Genomic DNA, 18,978 nt, shown 5'->3' with positions numbered 1-18,978 from the left:
AGAGGCAAGCTTATGACAGTCGATTACCAATACCAAATCGGCGGCAGTCTCCCGCAAGATGCACCTACTTATGTAGTGCGACAAGCTGACTCGGAACTTTATCAAGCCCTGAAAGCTGGAGAGTTTTGTTACGTGCTCAATTCCCGACAAATGGGCAAATCTAGTTTGCTGGTGCGAACTGTACAAAAGCTCTCGGCTGATGGCATTGCTTGTGCTACGATCGACCTTTCGGATATTGGCAATCAGCAAGTTTCCCTCGATAAATGGTACGGTGGCGTCGCTTACAAGCTTTTGTGCAATTTCAACCTGTTTAACCCCGTCGAGTTTATGACTTGGTGGCGAGACAGAGAATTGATGTCGCCAGTCCAACGTTTAGGAGAGTTAATTGAAGAATTATTGCTAGTCAAAATTCCTCAAAACATTGTCATTTTCATCGATGAAATTGATAGCATTCTCAGTTTCAAAGAATCGCTAGATGACTTTTTTGCCTTGATTCGGTCTTGCTATAACAAACGCGCTCACAAATCAGAATACCAGCGCTTAACATTTGCTTTGCTGGGAGTTGCTACGCCATCAGATTTAATGAGTGATGCAACTCGCACGCCGTTTAATATTGGTCTAGCTATTGAACTTCAGGGTTTTAAGTTACACGAATCTTTGCCTTTAGTCAAGGGGCTTGAGGGTAAAGTTGACAATCCTCAAGCAGTTTTACAAGAGATTTTGGAGTGGACGGGCGGACAGCCGTTTCTGACTCAAAAGTTGTGTAAACTGATAGTTCAAGGGAAAGAAGAAGAACCCCCCCCTACCCCCCCCAAGGGGGGAAATAAGAAGGAAGAAGGAGCAAAGTTGTTGATTAGGGAGATTGTGCAATCTCAGATTATTGATAATTGGGAAGCTGCTGATGAGCCAGTGCATTTGAAAACAATTCGCGATCGCCTCCTCAGAAATCAGCACCGTGCCAGCAGGTTATTAGGATTATATCAAAAAATACTAGCACTCTCAGGTCAAGGAGAAATTTGTAGGGGTAGTGCCCCCGTGCCTACCCCTGCCCCCGTGCCCGCCCTGGCAGAGGGGATCGACGCCGACGATACTTCCGAACAAACTGAATTGCGACTCAGCGGATTAGTAGTAAAACGCGGCGAAAAATTAACCGTATCTAACCGAATTTACGCAGCAATATTCAACCAAAAATGGGTTGAAAAAGCACTAGGAGACTTGCGCCCCTATGCTGAATCGCTAACAGCATGGATAGTATCAAATTGTCAAGATGAATCTCGATTGTTGCGCGGTCAAGCATTGGAAGATGCGCGAGAATGGGCTGCTGGTAAAAGCTTGAGCACCCAAGATTATCAGTTTTTAGCAGCTAGCCAAGAGGCTGAATTTGCCCAATTGCGCGATCGCGAAGAACAAACTCAAGCAGAAATAGAATTATTGCGTCGGGAAAATCAGTTATTAGAACAACTAACCGCAGAGCAAAAACTGAGAAAAGCTACTCAACTTAAACTCTGGCGTGAAGAACGACTGAAAGTACAAATTTTCACGGTAAGTTCAGCATTACTGATTTCAATCTTACTTGTTGCTTTTTGGATAAAACCATCAATTGAGGAAAGAAACAACAAAATCCTGACTCTCAGTTTGTTTTCCGAAACCCTATTGGCAGCCGACAAAAAACCGGAAGCTTTAATAGAAAGCCTTCGGGCTGTCAAAGAAATGAGGGGTTCGCTCGGAGTGACATCAGATATCCAACTCCGGGTTTTGACTGCACTAGAACAAGTAGTTTACAGTTTTAATCAGCGCATAATTTTTCCCACTTCAACCACTAAGTTAGGTTTGGTTACTTTCAGCCCAGACAGTCAAATGCTGGCAATACCTAGCGACGATAACACGATTAAAATTTGGTATGTCAACGGCAGTTTAAAAGCTATATTAAAAAGCAATAGCGCTAAAATTAGAAGCATAAGTTTTAGCGCCGATAGTCAGAGGCTGATTTCAGTGAGCGATGATAATCTAGTTAAATCTTGGCAAGTTGACGGCAAGTTGATTCAAATTAATCCAGGGCAATCTGACCAATTGACTAAGGTAAATAATCAGAGAACTTTGCCTAGAGTTTTGAGTTTATATGGCGCAATGTTTGCCACCGCAAATAACGATAAAACTGCCAGCATTTGGAGCAAAGACGGTAAACTGCTGAGTATTTTTAAACATCCCAGCCAAGTTACAAATATTAGTTTTAGTCCCGATCGCCAAATGCTGGTATCGTCGAGTGCAGACAAAATGGTGAGGCTCTGGAAAATTGATGGTACATTGCTCAAAACTTTAAAGGGACACAAGAGTGCGGTGGGGAGTGCGAGTTTTAGTCCCGATGGCAGGGCGATCGCCAGTGCGAGTGCTGATGGTACGGTGATATTGTGGAATTTGAATGTGGATGATTTGCTGGCGCAGGGTTGCAATTTAACTCGCCATTATGTTCAGGTTAAGTCTTTGGTTAATCAAAGCGATCGCCATTTATGCGACGGAATTAGCGATCGAGAAAAAGTGCGATCGCCTGAATATTAATCGATCGCCATAAGTACGCCAAAAATAGTTAAACTTGGTAGCACATAATAGGTAATAGGTCAGCCCCATCGGTGTATTCTATCCTCGAACAAAAATATCAGCGACTGCAAAAAGAGTTAATGGGCGGTGTCGTCGCCCTTGGTGGCATTTTCTGCACTGGTACTCTCTGGTATTGGCTTGTGGAACAATGGTCGTTACTCGATGCGGCTTACATGACCGTATTTACCCTAGCAACAGTGGGCTACGGCGAACTTCATCCCCTCGGTAAACGCGGGCGAATGTTTACCATGTGCCTAATTTTGATGGGTGTTATTGCTATTGGTTTTATTGTTAACCGCTTTACAGAAGCCCTCATTCAAGGATATTTTCAGGAAGGAGCAAGAATTAGGCAACAACGGCGCTTGGTAGATTCTTTGATTGGGCATTACATTCTCTGCGGTTTTGGGCGCACTGGGCGTCAGATTGCTGTGGAATTTCAGGCAGAAAATATCTCTTTTGTGGTGATAGATTCGGCGGTGCAGTCGGTGGAGGCAGCTTTGGCCCTAGGATATACGGCGGTGCAAGGGGATGCCACTCTCGATGAAATTTTGCTGAGTGTGGGAGTCGATCGGGCAATTTGTATCGTAGCAGCTTTGCCTTCGGATGCTGAGAATTTATACACTGTGCTGTCAGCGAAAACCCTGAACCCTAAGATACGGGCGATCGCCCGCGCCACCACAGAAGAAGCAGTACAGAAGTTGCAGCGGGGTGGTGCCGATGCTGTCGTATCCCCCTACATCACTGGGGGAAAGCGGATGGCGGCAGCGGCTTTGCGCCCTCAAGTTATGGATTTTGTAGACGGTGTTTTAACAGGTACTGAGAGTTCTTTTTACATGGAAGAATTTCTGGTAGATCCCAAGAGTTGTGTCTACGTCGGACAAACTTTGAGAGATGCCAAATTGCGATCGCAATCGGGGGCCTTAGTTTTAGCAGTGCGGCGCGCTAGCGGGACTTTGATTGTCGGGCCAACCGGAGAAACCGCGATTTGTGGAGGAGATATGCTGATTTGTTTGGGTACTGCGGAACAATTGCGCGTACTTAATCAAATCCTCAGTCCCTTAAAAGCTCGTCAGACTCGCCCACCAAACCACACGTAAGTCCTAGACAAACCATAGACAAGTCCTAGACAAACCATAGACAAAATAAACGTTCTACAGCTCGTGAATGCTGTATAACCCTTGAAAATAGCTGGTTTTTTGTAAGCCGATGGTGGGATTTGAACCCACGACCGTTCGATTACGAATACTTTGAAAAGTCAATCTGCCACTGAAAGCGATCGCACTCAGTGACAGACACCGTGGGCGTACAAATCAACCCGCGAAAATCAAATAATTTATAACAGCCGAAGGCTGGACAATGTTATGAGCCGAGCCGCCACCAGTAGGCTGATTAGTCGCGGTAGCCACTTGGTTAGTCGCGGTAGCCACTTGGTTAGTCGCAGTAGCCACTTGATTAGTCGCGGTAGCCACTTGGTTAGTCGCAGTAGCCACTTGGTTAGTCGCGGTGGTGACGTTGTTAGTCGCAGTAGCCACTTGGTTAGTCGCGGTGGTGACGTTGTTAGTTGCGGTAGCAGCCACCGAGGTAGCGATGTTTGCTTGCGCACTGAGACTGCCTACTGCTACAGAGAGTCCGTTGACAGCGTTAGGAGTCGCAAACCAATTGTAAGTATGGCTGTGGGGGTTTTGAGTGTGATTGTGCGCATCCTGGACGTGATTGTGAGCGTTTTGAGTGTGATTGTGCGCATCCTGGGCGTGATTGTGCACATCCTGGACGTGATTGTGAGCGTTTTGAGTGTGATTGTGCGCATCCTGGGCGTGATTGTGCACATCCTGGACGTGATTGTGAGCGTTTTGAGTGTGATTGTGTGAAGGTAGTTCACTGGTGTTTAAAACGTGAGATTCGGAACCGAAAAGTTGTCCGATCGCTCGGTTCGTCAATCCCGACCCCAGCCCAGCGCCCACCAGAGTTCGCCCTTGTAAATTAGGCAATCTAAAGTGACTGACTCCCGCGGAATTGGAACCGTTAGTTAGCGCACCCCAAGTAGTTCCAAGAACTTCCCATAATTTTGGATAAGCGGCTATCAAAACTTCACGGCCGTCACACAAGAGCCAGCCGATTGGAGCGCTTGAACCTCCAAAACCAATAACTTCCCCAGTTAATCTTCCGGTATAATTGTTCATTTTATCTATCCCACTGTTTGCGCTTTTTTCAATTTTAGAAAAATCAACCGTTTGCCTCCAACTTCCCTCAATTATCAAATAATCGTTGATTTTTAGTGGCGCATTCCATTTTGGATTAATTTTTACTCCTAATTTAAAATCTCCGCCGACCAACAGTGTTTCATTCATCGTCAAAAAAGGAACTAAGATAGAAACAAAGGTTTCCTCAAATCCCTGGTTTTGGAGTACAACTTCACTTGCGTACTTCCAAGGCTCGTTTCCGTTAGCAGTGTAAAGACCTAGGCTAATTTTTTGACCTTCTGTCTGAACGCGAGCGATCTCCGCCATTTGTTCAGACTGACTAGCTAGGGGTCCGACATCTGGCCAAGAAGCCTCTGCAAGGCTAGTCAAACTAACTGTAACTTTGCAATCTTCAATTACCGTAAGAAATCCCAAAATGTAATCTGTTTCTAAAAACAAGAATTTTGAGTTCAGGGTATTAAAATCTAAGACAGTGACAACGTTGTTACCGTCGGAAGACGTGACTTTTTTGTTGAACCTACCACTGCTTCTTAATGACTGCATTTTGTTTAACTTAAATAAACTTTTCCAGAGTAAGTTGTGTCGCCGTTAGTAGCAACTACCATATCAAGAGGAAAGCTGCTCCATCTAACCGTGCAATTCCCGTTTGTAGTGCCACCTACAGAAGTGGAGCCGACCGAAAAAGTTAATTCCGTTAAATAATTGGCGTTGGTGGGATTTTTTGCCGTGTCAAGTTCAAGAATTCGGATTCTTCGCGCTGCATCAATCAGGGCAATCACTTCGTTACTTGGTGCCGCGTCTCCACCAGTTGGGGCCGCCCAAGTTACACCGCTTAAATAACTTGCTGCGTTAACAGTAACCAGCCCGCCAGCGCCTGCTGAAAAAGTAATAGGGGTAGTAAAAGACCCCGACATAGCTCCTGAAGAATTTATAGTTCTTTCAAGATTTCTGATATTGCTGGGATTTCTAGTGCTGTTTAACTGCTGTGCCAGCAAATAATTTACACACCCGCAAAACCAATCTTCCACTGAAGTGATTCCGGACAGAGTACCGCCGGAGCCGTTTGTAAAAGCTGCCATATATGTTGTATAAAGAAACAAGGAATATCTAAAGTATAGTATGTCTATAACCAGGACAACCAAAGTTTCTCGTAGTTTAAGTACAAATAGCGATGAAAACGGCGAAAATTTTGAAGCACCGCAAGATGCCTCGGACATACTTGACATAGACACTGAAATCGGTAGACAGGGAACAACTGGTACACCCCGTCGCTCGCCAACGGGGGGAGGAATAGATTTAAGGAAAGGGCCTGATCTACAAAAACCGCGATCACCAACACGAGGGCCTGGAATTGGAATCGAAATAGGCAAATCAGAAGCAGGAAACCTGGGGATTGGGGTCGAAATCCCAATCCCTGTCCCGGCTCCAATTAGCGCTCGTGGAAAAATTGCGATCGACCCTGCTACTGGCAAAATTCGCGGAGGTGGGCTTGGAATTGCGATCGGCAAAGGCCCGCTTGGAGCCAAAATCGATATAGGGCGGGACACCCCAAGAGAAAGCGAAAAACTTGGTTGCTTTCATTACCTTACAATTTCAATCGGACCCTTTTCTCATACTTTTGGAAAAAATGAATGCGAACCTAAAGAGGACAAAAAAGAGCCTCCAACGCCCATAATACCAACTCCTGCTATACCACCAATTTTACTCCCCGATCCTTCCTATCCTAACTTTAAAAGCACTTGCAAGTATTGGGTCAGAAGAAAGTTTAAATACTTTAATTTTATGGATACACCTGCAATGATCATCAAGCCTAGCACCGGAGGTGACTATACAGATCCCGACTCTTTTTCAAGGTATGCTCAGGCTATACCTGAAAACCACACAGTCATCAAAATTCCAGGTAGAACAGTTTATTACGTGTTAGCAGGCGACAACGGCCGAACAATATTAACGGATGATCCTATTAATAGCCCCTTTGTTAACGAAATCATTTGTAGCAGTGCTTATTATAACGTTACAACTCCCTATTCGGGGACAATTCTTAGTGATTGTGATAAAACCAGAGTAAGGTATATTCGACAAAAGACAAATGGTGTTTTTGGTGATTGGGTAATCGCTTCTACCGAAAAAAATGAGCTAGAAAGCGTGTGTCCTCCTTCTCCCCCTCCCCCTCCCTTCTCCCCCTCAATCCCTAACCCACAACCAACTAAGAAAAAAATGAACGACTGCTGCGAAGTAACAAAAGCCTTGCAACTAGAAACCCTTAGAATGCTGGGTCGGCAAGTTGTCAACGGCAAACTACAGCCAATAACCAACGTAAAAGGCTTTTTAGGGGAAGAAATCGCAAGAATCGAAACTCCAATAAAAGACCCCACAAAACCTAAAACGATTAAACTTAAGTTTAATTCAATTTACGATTTGCTAGTTTATTGTTTAAAACAATCAAACAATCTTGATACAGCCTTAGACCCCCAATCCTATAAACCAGCGGAGGGAAATCTTCAAAACCCTGAATACCAACGAGACACAAAACACTCTTTGACTAACAATCGTCAGCCCGGCGATGATGCTTCTGGAAGAAGACGCGAGTTTAAAATCAACAAGGATAAAGAAGTAATTTTTCGTGGTTTTTTGCAGGAGCAAAGATATATTTTTGAAGCTATAAAACGATTTGAGTACCTTTTTCCTTACGGTGAATTTTCCAACTTCAAGATAGACAAATCGCTAATTGTACCGTCTACTCAAAAAGCTGAAATACAAGTTCACAATACTTTTCACGCTTTTGAGGTACTTTTTCAATATCTAAATTCTTCCCTTGGGAACCCAAGAGAAGAAATTCACATTGGTGACACAAACCCAGGAAAAAAAGGAAGTCAGCCAATTACGTTCACGCCGTTTAGTGTTTCCCATTTGATGCGCGAAGTTTTCAAATATCTTGTCGATTTAGAGGGTGACCAAGATTCACAATTAAATTTAGCCCTGCGAGATTTTCGGACAAACCTAGCAAATCGAGTTCAGATAATCCAAATACACGAGATGACAAAAGCCCTGTTTGAAGACACGGGAATGGTGGAACAACAAGATTTTGTTACCGTCAAACTAGAAGGCGATCCGTATGCTGGAAACTTTAAAAACGGAGAATTTTTGCCCAGCGAAGAACTTGACGAAAACACAGAGGAGGCGACAGAAAAATTGCTTGCTGCTACCTTGCAAAATTTTGAAATGCAAGTCAAGGTACTTCGGCGTGACAATAAAAAAGACCCTAACGACTTAAGAGATGTCATAATAGAGCTCTACAATAAACTCGTTGAGCAATCAGGCGGTACTGCGGGAGGGGACGATTTAATCAAAAAAGAACTGGAAAAAGCTAAATTTAACGTTGAACTAGATGGGGCTTTAACCAGAGTTAACGTGAAAAAAGCTCAAGCAACATCAAGCTATAAAACACGCAAAAAAAGAAGGTAAAAATCATGGATTTGACTCAACCCTATCTACCACAGTCTTGGGTAAACGGCCAGGGTTTAAACGAGGTAGTAGAATCTGTTAAAGACTTTTTCGGAGGAGTCATTAACACAGCTACAAAAGTGTGGGACAACTTTCAAAAATACATACGCGGGAAGGAAATAGGAAATATTTTCGCGCCCGGAGTTAAAGTAAATTTTGGTGATTGGTTGGACGCAGATCCGCTAGGAGCTTTCGCGGGGGGGTTGGCTGTAGGCTTGCAGTGGGTTGTTGAATTTTTTGTTACCGGTGCTGCGCTTAAGGGAGTCTCCGCCTTTCTTAAAGGAGGTGGTTTAATAATGCGCGTAGGTGGAAAAGTTACGGGAATGTTTAATAGAGTCCGCCCGATTATTCAGTTAGCAAAAGGCAAAATTCTTCAAAAATTAGGGTTAGGACAAATGGTACGTTGGGGGGTTGGTGCAACTCAAAGAATTTGGAATTTTGACTGGAATCAGTCTGACATGAAAATCAGAAAACAACAGCAACAACTGTTGGAAAACTTAGCTCCTCAATGGGGCGAAGCAATTGGCTCAATCCTTGGTACTTTTTGTGGATTTAGCTTAGGAAGATTAGCCCAAGCCAATCAACACAAAATAATTAGATTCAATCCCAACGTCATGGCAAAATTACAAGAATTAAAGTTAAACAGCTTTGACGAGGATTCAGATTTGTGGGAGGAATCTGTAGAAAACCTCAAGTCTGCTGTTAACGCCTCCACCAGAGTAGCGTCACAGTTATTAGGTTTAGAAGCTTTTCTTAATATTAGAAAAATTATCCGAGGAGGGGCTAAATTAATCGACCTCAAGGCAATATTTCCCAATGCCGGAAAGTGGCTAGAATCTTGGGGTGAGGAAGAAAGAGAGCCTTGGAGTTTTGCCAAAAAACAGGAAGCCTTTGTCGAAAAATTCCCGGAAGGTTGGAAACGTGAAACGACAGAAGAAGGAATAGAGGCGTTTCAAGACGCTTGCGCAGAGTCTTTGATTAAAGTTTCTTACGCTTTGTAAGCAGGTAAAATATGGCTAATTACAGTGGAGTTTCCAGAATTCTCAGTTCTTACCTCGATCAGGAAAACGGTTCTGAAACAGCCAAAACTCCAGACAATTTTGGGGCAGACATTTTTATTGACGACTTTGAAGACGAATTTCCCATGGGCGATTCCGCCGACACTGAAGGCTGGACACCGGAATCTAGGCGTGCTAACGAAGGAAGACCCTGGGGTGGCAAGTTTGGCAATCGCCCAAAAGTCCACGAAGTTAACCAGCCAGTAAAGGCTCAAGAGCGCGGATGGCGGTTACTAGACCTCCATCCTAACCGCAACCACAAGGAAGAGTATTACAGGTTAGCTGGCACTCCAGCAGAACTAAGAATCTTGCTTCAATTAGTTCGCGCTACTCGCGAAATGGTTGGCAAAAATATTAATTTTGAGGATTGGTTTGAACAGTGGGAGAAGGGTTTTCCTGATGCCAAAGAGCAGCGAAATGGAAATTTTTTGCTAACCGGGGACAAGCAGTGGGACAGGATTAAAAAGCCAGAATCGCGACCAAGGTTTAAGGAGTGGACAACTTCACAGCAGCGAATAGACTGGGGTTTCCGAATAATTGAATATTGGCGCGATCGTAGCAGCGAGTCAGACTCAGTGGTTTTAAGTGGGACGGATCTACAACTGGTAAATCACGTAATTCAAATTGAATATGAAGGAGGAGGAAGCCAACAATCTGCCAGCAGTGATACGATTAGATATTCGGGAATTCCTGAAATTACCTTATATTTTAAAGGAGTAGATAAAGCGTTACCAAAAAATAGGCAAAGAGTGAAAGGCGAAAAATCATTTAGATTTATAGGGTACACAGACAACCCTATAATAGCACAAAAAAGACGTGATTTAGAATTGATTACACAAACTGATATTAGCCGAATAGGAACTAAAATCCGTTCTGTATTTAAAACTAAACCTCCTTACGTTTGGGCGAAAGGCAAGGATCAAGTAATTTATCACGATTGGCAACAAGGTTACAACTTAAATGTTTACGCATTGAATCATACTGAGGGCGAACGACTAATACTAGCAATTTTAAGCATTCAAAACCACACAATAGACGAAACTTTTTTAAAATATAGCGAAGCTAAAAATGTTACAAAAGCTTACCCGCCAACAACCGAAATCCAGGTAATGGGACAAACTCAAGAAATCCCTGAGCGCCTACCTAAGAGCAAGGTAAGCTTCGATCGCGCGACGCTTTACTTGCCAACGCTCAAACAGACTTTAGTAATCGCTTAACGTATGTTGAGCAGATTGTATGTGTGGCTTTGTGCAACCCTATAGGGTTGTGCAGTATATTTACCCCTTAAAAACCCTCAAACTACCACTACAGTGGAATCTGTACGCTACCAAGGCAATCTTTTATGCCCAAGTCAGCTCACCAGGTTGAAACAGCAGGAACGGGTAAACTTATCATGAGTTTGCCCGACGGAAAATACGACGCTACTATTGGTCCCATTGTAGGCATTACCAAGCTTACGGGTGCCGCGCCTCCCGGCAGCTTCAGTGAAACTTCCGTCAATGGCGTCCGAAAGGGAATGTTGGGCAGTGTCAGAATTTCTTACAAGGTCGGAACTAAAATCAAACGAACCCGTTTGCTGTGTTCACTTGAAAAGCTAGACACTTGTGTAACGGAATTACCCGGAAAAGCTTACGGAGGCGGGACTATCACTTCTGCTATATTTCCAGTTCGTCGGAGGCTTAGGTAATGGTAGCTCTTAAAAGAATGAAGGTGACCACAAGTGCTGGTGCTGGAGGGACAAAGAGTTATTATTTTATGTCAAATCCGCTTCTTTATGCTCAGATTGGCGCCGACGTTGGAATTTCTCTGGCTCCTAATACAGAAGGGCAAGTCATCCACAGGGTTCAAGACCTGTTGTTGTACGGAGTCCTAGAGTCCCTAGTGGTCCGAACAGGTACGACGGCATTAAATCGCAAAAGTACAAAAATTTTGTGTGCAGTTGACAAGGTAGCAGATGCGGAGAAAAATTTAAATGGAAAAATAATCCCTCAAGGTGTAATTACTTCAATTAGCGCCGATCTCAAAGCTCAAAATTATTTACCATAAGAAAATATGCCCAAAGGATTGGTTTTTGTTGGTGGAGACAATATTAACTACGGATTTGTCAGTAGCGCCAAAATCTACACCCCAGGATTACAAACAGCTACCGGATTAAAGCCCGTAAGTTTGCCTGATACAACAAGTGGGGTTAACGTTCCTTGGAGATTAGAAGATTTATTGCAGGCAGGTGAACTAAAAACAGTAACAGTTGTACTAGACGATGGTGCTGGCAAGCGAACAAACAGAAACCTTTATATTACTAAAGGTTCCGTTGCAACGTTTCGCAAACCTAGTACCGAAGGTGGATTAATAGGTCAAACTATAGACTCAAAAAAAGTTTTGAGTGCTTCCATTCCCCGTAAAGCTTCTTTTGCCCTAGGATAATGCCTTTATCTTCTGTTCCGGTTTATAAAGAAACTTTGTTGTTAGGTCTAGAGTCTTACAAAATACCTGTTCTGTTTTCGGGGACAGTAATTATTGTAGAGCCTAAATTTAACAATAATTTTATCAAATCTTTCGCGGGTTATCTCATACCCGTCGTGTCAGCCGAAATGGGAGAAATTCAAGGTTCTTGGCGAAAAAGCTGGGTAAATCAAAAACAATTCATCAATTTCTCGATTCCGTATTTTCCATCAACTTATGAACTGCATTTTAAAGCAGGTTATTTTTTGAGAGGGAGAACTTTTGAGCTAAACATTTGGGAGCTAACATAATGGATATTTCTACGGCAAATTGGTACAACAATTTAGGAACCACGATCCAAGTTGCTTTTAATACGACAGCAATGTCTAATTTAACGCCTTCTCAAGTAATTTTTGGTGCAGCCGTTGCGTACCGAAAAGCACAAGAGGATTACAACAACGGCACGTCTGTTGGCGTGGGAGCGTACATAAATTTTACCTCTCCACTTTTAGAGGATGTCGCCCCTTCCCTTGATAACTTTGGCGTTGTTAGCAAGAGCAGCACAATTACGTTACGAGCTAAAACTGTTTATTCGCCAACTACAAAAATCCAGCCTCAAAAATCTGTGACAATCATCTAGCTGTAGTTGAATAAAGATTCAATTACATCTTTATTCAATTACTAAACTACAACAAAACAATTAAAGTCAAAACTCATAACGACTACCTTTAAAGTTTTGTTGGGGCTCACAGAAGTGAAAACAGAAGCTGTTGTCGAAGCGGAATAATTATACGATCTACAAAATTTGTAGTAAAAACGCCTTAAATTTTGTAGATCGTTTTTTCGGGCTTAACTAAAGTCAGTCACCAAAAACACTAAAAAAAATGTCAAAGACAATAGAACTCGTTACAGTAATTAGTTCTTTACTTGGCTTAGTTGTCACTGGATTTTCTCTTTGGAGCGTTGCTCAAGGGGTAATCAAAAGATTGGTGATTATCCACAACAGGTTGACCTCTTTGCGAGGGTTGCTTACCCTTTTGACTAGCAGAATGAACGACCTGGAAAGGTTCATGGTAACTCACCACGACTACCATGTTCCTGGCGTTGTTTGCGAAGTAGAGGAAAGTTTTTCTTTGCAGTACGAAGACGAAGATACGGGGTTTTAAAAGTGGACAGACAAAGTTACCGAGCCGTAGTTCTTATAATTTCTTCCTGTGCTGTAGTTCTTAGTTTTGGGACGCTGGCAATTACTCTAAAAACTGGGTCAGTACCAGAGGGGATTGCGCCAATAATAGTTTCCACTTTCGGGATTCTAGGAAGCCTTTTAGTCCCTGTTCCTAATCAAAAACCACGAGAATAATATGCACCGATTAAGTTTTACCCTTCCACTTGCTGATTCCCCAGACCTGATTTTTGGAAACTTAAAACTAACCTACCCAGACGGTCACGCGATCGACTACCTAGCAACTTCGGGGTGTGCCGGCTGGCAGAGACCGAAAGACCAGTCAGCCAGAGCACGCGGCCCGATTCCAGCAGGGGAATACGAAATTCCAACTACACCCTACTGGCTGGGTCTATGCGTTCCAATTGCCAGAGAATTTGATTTCCCTCGCGGCGCACCCGCGAAACTACCCAGTTTCGCCAAACTCAGTTGTCTCCACGACTGGTAACAGCACTGGCATTTACATCCATCAAGTCAGCTAATTCAGAACTTGTGATCAAGTAGCCTTTAGTGGCAACTTCATCAGCTATATGCAAGGTTTCGATGAGGTTTCGGAGGTCCTGAACCCTCACCTCGCGGGGCAAGTTCTCCAGAGTATCGGCAGTAGAATCGATCATGGCAGCATTGGAGATGAGAAGGTCAGAAGTTATGACATAGGATTCTATCGTTTTGTTACCAATTGTTTCCGTTTCATCTGAAACATTTGTGTTTTCCGACTGTAGGGGCAGTGCCCCCGTGCCTGCCCCTGTGCTCGCCCTGGCCCCGTCTGCTGTTGCTTTGTGTTGTTGCAGTTCGGGAACGAGATTCTGCGAAAAGCTGCGGGCGATTTCGTCGCATCTATCGTTATAGAAATCGCCGGAGTGACCCCGGACGTGTTCCCACTTCACTTGCCGGGAATTCAGCTTGTCTAGCAGGTGCCAGAGGTCTTGATTGACGACATCTTTGCCTGTGGAAGTTTTCCAGCCTTTGTTTTTCCAGCCTTGAATCCATTTGGTGATACCGTTTTTAACATACTCGCTGTCAGTGTAAAGAGTGACTGCTTCGGTTTGACCGGAATTGGCAAAAAACTCCAAGGCAGCGATCGCAGCCTGCATTTCCATGCGGTTATTGGTACTTTGGGACTGTGCACCTCCGAGTTCGTGACAGTTGCCATCGGCGAAGCAAACCACTGCGCCCCAGCCGCCTGGGCCTGGGTTGCCGGAACAAGCGCCGTCTGTATACAAGCTTTTGATTTGCGGAATTGTCATGGGCGAGTTAATCTATTTTTTACAGGTATGTTGTTGCCAGATGTCATAATTTAACAGAATCGCGATCGGACCTAGATGCTATGAAAAATGCCAACTTAAAAATTAAAAAGGTCTGGCTATTTATTTGTCCGTTTTCTTTGTTAATTTTTAATACTTTCGCCCAAGCGCAAACAGTCGTTCCGGCGGCTGACGGTACTGGCACTAATGTGACCCGCACTGACAACCGCTACGATATTGGTGGTGGCAGTTTGTCGGGGGACGGGGCGAATCTGTTTCATAGTTTTCAGAAGTTCGGTATCCCGGAGGGTCAGGTTGCTAATTTTTTGACCAATCCAGGGATTCAAAATATATTAGGTCGCATTTCTGGCGGGGATGCTTCCCTAATTAATGGTTTAATTACTGTCACTGGTGGCAACTCTAATCTTTTTTTAATTAATCCTGCGGGGATTGTGTTTGGTCCCAACGCGAGTTTGAATGTGCCGGCGGCTTTCACTGCGACTACTGCTACTGGGGTTGGTTTGGGTTCTAATTGGTTTAATGCTACGGGCGTAAACGATTTTAGCACGCTAGTTGGTACTACACGCGGGGGATTGAAGGTTGGTTTTTCCACCTAACTCCTGACCCTGTGAGGATTGACGGGGTACTGCGTGAGGAGTTTGGGATTCACTTTGATGCCAATGGTCCTGGTAGCGCGGGTTGTATTGTTTTGCGCAACTTTACTGGCTGGAACTGGTTTTGTGCGCGGCTTCAGGCGATCGCTAAAAGTGGCGTTAAGGCGATCGCTGTTTCGGTGAAATACTAAAAAAACCGTAAAAATAAAAAAGCCGTAGCTTAACAGTTACGGCTTTTTTCGTAATCGTAATCGTAGTCTGTTTCTAGGTAAAACTTCAGAACAGGCAAAAAAACTTTCTTAAGGTTTTGGTTTCGGAGAATAAGAGCCTTTAAATTCTGTAGCAAAATCACGAGCGATCGCCTGCCAATCCGTTTTGTTCCACTCAGCTTCTATTGCCTCAGCAACCTGCTTTTGGACCCAATCCTGAAACTCGTAGCAGTAATCGGACCCGTCGGGGTCGAAAGACTCCCAAACGAAATCGTTTCGCTGGATAAAAACCAGCTTAAGTCCTTCTTCTTCTTTTTTTAGTTTTAGCCAAGATTCCAAAAGTTCATCGTAGTTTAAATCGACCACCTTTTTTTCCAAACTCTAATTTACGAATTATAATTCTGGAACCGCAATTTTGTTAACAACCCCAGCGTAATTTCTGAAAACTACTTCTGGAGAATTGCCAGCCCACAGTGCTACCTGAGTAGCGGAAATACCTTTTTCCAAGCAAGAAGAAATCCAGGTGTGGCGGGTGTTATATTGTGGTCGGTAAGCTTCTATTTTTTTGTCAGCAGCAAGCTGTCGCACCACCCCCAAGGATTTACCTTTCCCGTACCAGCCGTCTCGCAAGTATTGACGAGTAACTGGTAAACCGTTAGACCTAACGAACACCGACTGCTCATCAGAAACGTCCTCTGACTCCAAAGATGTTAGCAAAGCTTTTAGCTGATTATTGCAGGGAAAAATCCGCATCTCACCTTGCTTTGTGCCACGCTTTCTAACGCTTCCACCTTGACCGATAACAATTGATTCCTCAAAGCTAATTTCAGAAAAGTCGCTCTTTACTGACTTCCATCGAAGCCCTAAAGCTTCCCCGGTTCTACAGCCAGTTAAGAAAAAAAACTTTATTATCAACAAGAGGTCACTAAACTCTGACGAATTTTCAAAGCTGGACAGTATCAAATCTTTTTCAGCCAAACTAAAAGGGTGGATTTGGGGTTTAGATTTTTTACTAAATTTGATTTTAGTTTTCCCTTTTAAAGGGTTTTTCTCCAAAAGTTCCCAGTCACAAGCCCAGTCGCAAGCTGCGTTTAGTTGAACCAAAACTCGCTTGGCTGTATCTACGGTTCGATTACTCAAAAGCCAGTTTTTAACCTTTAGGGCTTCGCAAACAAACTGGTAAGGGCAAGCTAAAAGGTGATTTAGGGTATTTGTGTAGGTACCCTTCCAGGTCGTCGGCGAAACAAAAGGTTTGCGCGACTCGATATACTTTCGGTAAATTTCTGGCAAATTCAAGGACTCCTGGGGGGTGGGGTGGGGGGCAGTAAAAATAGTCTGAAACTTGTACTTTTCTAGGGTGGTATCAAAGCACCCTGTTAAGCGATCGACTTCAATTTGTCTGGCTTTTAACTCTGCAAAGTTTAAATTGTCAGGCGTGTTACTAAGTCCCAAAGAAAAAACCTTTGTTTTACCACAGTAGACTTTTGGTAACACCAGGCTAATTGTTTGACCCCGAACACGGACCTTAACTTGATTTTGCTTACTAGCTTGCTTTCTGGTCATAAAGAAAGCGAGGAGCGACCTCGTAATATTCGCTATTAATTTAAATCTTCACTACTTAAGTCGCTATCTACTTCTTCTTCGGGGTCGTCTTCATCGTACCCCTAACAGTGCAACTATCTTACATTCACCGACTGCCAAAGCAACCGCGCAGATTCGTATCGCTTATCACTCCCTGATTTTGTAATTCCAAAGATTGCTTGAATAGCTGCATTTTGCGACATACCTTTTCGCTTGCAAGCGACAATCACAGATCGCACTTCGGGCGAAAGTGGAGCCATAGGGTCGGGAAAATGCCACCCTACCGGGATAGGATTAAAATCGGTGGAGTCAAGGTGCAGTAAGGATTCCAGGTGGTGAACAGACTGGGGGAGGGGTGGTGGAGAATCGCTAGATACTGGTGGAGCCTCCACCCTAAAATCCACCACCTTTGACTCCACAAATGGAACGATAACCTCGCGCCATTCCCGTGACGAATCAAGTTTTATACGCGCTTTGCCGGAAGCTTTTGGTTGTGTAGACTTACTCAAATCAACATCAGCCAAAAATTCAACTTGCAACATTTTTTGAACCAAATTACTTAGTCCTGAAATACCAAACAAGCAAGTTTGAGTATTGTTGTGAGCAGCAAAGGTTACGGGCATTTCTTGCTTGCGCGATTTGGTAACAGCAAGTCTAGCGAACTCTTTTAAAAGCTCTTCATCTTTGATAAAAGCACCATAAGTAGTGCACTCATCGCAAATTAACGCGATTGCCTTGCCTTCATCCCATAAGCGTTTCCTCCACTCATTTTCCGATATTTCGGATTTCGCAAACTCCGTGTATCTGTTTTTGAGTAATTGCAAGTATCGGCGAATTTCCCGCTCTATTTCTTCCCACAAATGGTAGCTCTCTAATCCCCTCCACTCGGAACGATTGCTATCTGGGTCGAGAACTATTACCCGATACCCTTGTTCCTTTTTGCGCTGAGCTAACAACCGCAAGAACCAGCTTTTGCCACCGCCTTGATTGCCCCATACTAACGCCGTCTGGGAATCGAAAATTTCAACCCAGCGAGCGGAATCAGAGAGCAAAAAGGGGGCACAATCTGATTCTTCTACTTTGCCTTGTTTGGCAATTTCTTCCAGCGTTCCCGGAGTTGCGTGAGGCAAAGCTGGTAAATCCAAAGCGAATTTTTGACTAAAAATATTCTGGGTTTGCGTGAGCAGTGTCGCCTTGTTTAGATCGACTTTAGTCTGCACTTCATCCGCGATATATTGCAAATAGGCAGCAGCTTGAATTTGTTCGCCTTTTAATCGTGCAACATCCCAAATCTGCCTAACAGCCGACACCCAAACCTGTTCTTTTTGGTCTTCACCAGCGAAGTGTAGCGCCGTAGCAAAAGCTCCAACTCCAACAACTGCACCGGCTAGACGTAAAAGACCGGTACCAGGTCTGCGAGACAAAACTTTCTCATTACCAACTAGCCAACACGGACGGGTTCGATCGCCTTTCAATACACACTGAGTATCGACAGGCTGGGTGCCGATACCAACACCCAGCCCCACGACACCAAGCGCTAACAGTAGTAGCAGCTTAATTCGCATATTTTACCGCCAGAAAAAGAGCAAAAATCACGATCGCTCCGACACTTAGCGGCAGAGTGACCGCAGTAATAAATTCGCTAATTAATTGAAAAATTGGCAAAACCAAATCCCAATCGCCACAGATGGCACCCACAACTACTGCAACAGCATCAACCCATGTCAACTCTGGGCGATCGCAGCAATAGGCAATGGCTACCAATCTCAACAAAACAGAACCTAAACCCAAAACTGGAATCAGGCGACCTAAAAGTGTCACGACTAGCGTGCCACCACAAATCAATCCCGCCCTCGCACCATCAACCGCCACATCCGAAAAAAGTTCCCGCCCTTGCTTTGGTTGTGGCTGAATCGGCGGATTGTACCCCATCTCGTTGAAATCAAAATTTGGAGAGTAGATCGGCATCAGCGTGTCCATTATTTCTTCCCAAATAAATTGCTAAAAAATCCACCTATTCTGGATGCAGAAGCAGACGCACTGCCGACAGGTTCACCTTTCCAGTAAGCTTCTTTTTGAGAGACTTGAATTGCCAACTGCTTGTCTAAACTGGCAGACAAGGAAAGTTGTTGCTGGTAAGAAACACCAAGCTCGGTATATTTCGCAGTGATTGCTTTCGACTGAATAGACATCTCCAATAATTCCAATCCCTTCCCCCGCTTGGTTTCGGGAGTTGAGCCCTTTAAGGGGCTCAACTCCCGAAACCAACGCTTTAATAAGGGTTTCAACGGTTGGTCAACAAGAACTA

At 44.0% G+C, this 18,978-nt stretch carries 19 protein-coding genes and 3 pseudogenes; 13 read left to right on the top strand and 9 right to left on the bottom strand.

The genetic code is table 11. The annotated features are described in order from the left end of the window. Nucleotides 1–12: 12 nt before the first annotated feature. Nucleotides 13–2,556 carry an AAA-like domain-containing protein gene (locus tag AAFP11_RS12150; protein WP_341737304.1) on the top strand — a complete coding sequence of 848 codons (2,544 nt, stop codon included), beginning with the start codon at nt 13–15 and terminating at the stop codon, nt 2,554–2,556. 71 nt (nt 2,557–2,627) lie between these two features. Next, nucleotides 2,628–3,692: a potassium channel protein gene (locus AAFP11_RS12145; protein WP_341737303.1), complete on the top strand. Its 1,065-nt coding sequence runs from the start codon at nt 2,628–2,630 to the stop codon at nt 3,690–3,692. Between the two features lie 213 nt (nt 3,693–3,905). Here AAFP11_RS12145 and AAFP11_RS12140 read toward each other — a convergent pair whose 3' ends face one another. Together AAFP11_RS12140 and AAFP11_RS12135 are read right to left on the bottom strand one after the other, a co-directional pair. After that, the gene (locus AAFP11_RS12140) at nt 3,906–5,339 is read right to left on the bottom strand and encodes a tail fiber protein (protein WP_341737302.1); all 1,434 of its coding nucleotides are present in this window, start codon (nt 5,337–5,339) and stop codon (nt 3,906–3,908) included. A gap of 5 nt (nt 5,340–5,344) precedes the next feature. Beyond that, the gene (locus AAFP11_RS12135) at nt 5,345–5,875 is read right to left on the bottom strand and encodes a hypothetical protein (protein ID WP_341737301.1); all 531 of its coding nucleotides are present in this window, start codon (nt 5,873–5,875) and stop codon (nt 5,345–5,347) included. A gap of 40 nt (nt 5,876–5,915) precedes the next feature. On the opposite strand from AAFP11_RS12135, the gene AAFP11_RS12130 reads away from it, so the two are divergent. The 9 genes from AAFP11_RS12130 to AAFP11_RS12090 all read left to right on the top strand — a co-directional run bounded on the left by AAFP11_RS12130 (nt 5,916) and on the right by AAFP11_RS12090 (nt 13,470). Continuing rightward, nucleotides 5,916–8,261: a hypothetical protein gene (locus tag AAFP11_RS12130; RefSeq protein WP_341737300.1), complete on the top strand. Its 2,346-nt coding sequence runs from the start codon at nt 5,916–5,918 to the stop codon at nt 8,259–8,261. A gap of 5 nt (nt 8,262–8,266) precedes the next feature. Continuing rightward, nucleotides 8,267–9,301 (top strand): hypothetical protein, encoded by a 1,035-nt coding sequence (locus tag AAFP11_RS12125; protein WP_341737299.1) that lies wholly within the window; start codon nt 8,267–8,269, stop codon nt 9,299–9,301. 11 nt (nt 9,302–9,312) lie between these two features. Next, entirely contained in the window at nt 9,313–10,575 is a 1,263-nt protein-coding gene (locus AAFP11_RS12120; RefSeq protein WP_341737298.1) for a hypothetical protein, read from the top strand. A gap of 538 nt (nt 10,576–11,113) precedes the next feature. Further along, complete coding sequence (locus AAFP11_RS12115) at nt 11,114–11,404, top strand: hypothetical protein (protein ID WP_341737297.1); 291 nt, start codon at nt 11,114–11,116, stop codon at nt 11,402–11,404. A gap of 6 nt (nt 11,405–11,410) precedes the next feature. Beyond that, nucleotides 11,411–11,782, top strand: coding sequence for a hypothetical protein (locus AAFP11_RS12110; RefSeq protein ID WP_341737296.1), 372 nt, complete (start codon nt 11,411–11,413; stop codon nt 11,780–11,782). Then, nucleotides 11,782–12,111 (top strand): hypothetical protein, encoded by a 330-nt coding sequence (locus tag AAFP11_RS12105; RefSeq protein WP_341737295.1) that lies wholly within the window; start codon nt 11,782–11,784, stop codon nt 12,109–12,111. The genes AAFP11_RS12110 and AAFP11_RS12105 overlap by 1 nt, the downstream gene beginning before the upstream one ends. Then, nucleotides 12,111–12,440, top strand: coding sequence for a hypothetical protein (locus AAFP11_RS12100; RefSeq protein WP_341737294.1), 330 nt, complete (start codon nt 12,111–12,113; stop codon nt 12,438–12,440). Before AAFP11_RS12105 ends, AAFP11_RS12100 begins: the two co-directional genes overlap by 1 nt. Before the next feature lie 244 nt (nt 12,441–12,684). Then, nucleotides 12,685–12,966, top strand: a complete 282-nt coding sequence (locus AAFP11_RS12095) for a hypothetical protein (RefSeq protein WP_341737293.1) — start codon at nt 12,685–12,687, stop codon at nt 12,964–12,966. A 195-nt stretch (nt 12,967–13,161) separates the two neighbouring features. Further along, the gene (locus AAFP11_RS12090; RefSeq protein WP_341737370.1) at nt 13,162–13,470 is read left to right on the top strand and encodes a hypothetical protein; all 309 of its coding nucleotides are present in this window, start codon (nt 13,162–13,164) and stop codon (nt 13,468–13,470) included. Here the strand turns inward: AAFP11_RS12090 and AAFP11_RS12085 are convergent. Beyond that, nucleotides 13,355–13,639: pseudogene (locus AAFP11_RS12085) on the bottom strand (hypothetical protein). The gene AAFP11_RS12090 and the pseudogene AAFP11_RS12085 sit on opposite strands and share 116 nt — an antisense overlap. Nucleotides 13,640–13,834: 195 nt before the next feature. Next, nucleotides 13,835–14,269 (bottom strand): annotated as a pseudogene (gene rnhA / locus AAFP11_RS12080) (ribonuclease HI); the annotation flags it as partial. An 80-nt stretch (nt 14,270–14,349) separates the two neighbouring features. Between rnhA and AAFP11_RS12075 the strand changes: the two are divergent. Together AAFP11_RS12075 and AAFP11_RS12070 are read left to right on the top strand one after the other, a co-directional pair. Continuing rightward, nucleotides 14,350–14,847 (top strand): annotated as a pseudogene (locus AAFP11_RS12075) (filamentous hemagglutinin N-terminal domain-containing protein); the annotation flags it as partial. A 47-nt stretch (nt 14,848–14,894) separates the two neighbouring features. Next, complete coding sequence (locus AAFP11_RS12070) at nt 14,895–15,071, top strand: hypothetical protein (RefSeq protein WP_341737292.1); 177 nt, start codon at nt 14,895–14,897, stop codon at nt 15,069–15,071. Nucleotides 15,072–15,179: 108 nt separating this feature from the next. Here AAFP11_RS12070 and AAFP11_RS12065 read toward each other — a convergent pair whose 3' ends face one another. The 5 genes from AAFP11_RS12065 to AAFP11_RS12045 form a co-directional block, all read right to left on the bottom strand. Next, nucleotides 15,180–15,455 (bottom strand): hypothetical protein, encoded by a 276-nt coding sequence (locus AAFP11_RS12065; protein WP_341737291.1) that lies wholly within the window; start codon nt 15,453–15,455, stop codon nt 15,180–15,182. 27 nt (nt 15,456–15,482) lie between these two features. Then, nucleotides 15,483–16,652 carry a tyrosine-type recombinase/integrase gene (locus AAFP11_RS12060; protein ID WP_341737290.1) on the bottom strand — a complete coding sequence of 390 codons (1,170 nt, stop codon included), beginning with the start codon at nt 16,650–16,652 and terminating at the stop codon, nt 15,483–15,485. 113 nt (nt 16,653–16,765) lie between these two features. Then, nucleotides 16,766–18,235 carry a hypothetical protein gene (locus AAFP11_RS12055; RefSeq protein ID WP_341737289.1) on the bottom strand — a complete coding sequence of 490 codons (1,470 nt, stop codon included), beginning with the start codon at nt 18,233–18,235 and terminating at the stop codon, nt 16,766–16,768. Further along, nucleotides 18,225–18,638: a hypothetical protein gene (locus AAFP11_RS12050; RefSeq protein WP_341737288.1), complete on the bottom strand. Its 414-nt coding sequence runs from the start codon at nt 18,636–18,638 to the stop codon at nt 18,225–18,227. Before AAFP11_RS12050 ends, AAFP11_RS12055 begins: the two co-directional genes overlap by 11 nt. Nucleotides 18,639–18,649: 11 nt before the next feature. Then, nucleotides 18,650–18,978: hypothetical protein (locus AAFP11_RS12045; protein WP_341737287.1), on the bottom strand; the 329-nt coding region annotated here is incomplete at its 5' end.

This window comes from Microcoleus sp. CAWBG640 (assembly GCF_020883015.1).
Classification (GTDB): domain Bacteria; phylum Cyanobacteriota; class Cyanobacteriia; order Cyanobacteriales; family Microcoleaceae; genus Microcoleus; species Microcoleus anatoxicus.
Note: the sequence above shows the minus strand (reverse complement) of the source record. Positions and strands in the feature narration are given on the sequence as shown.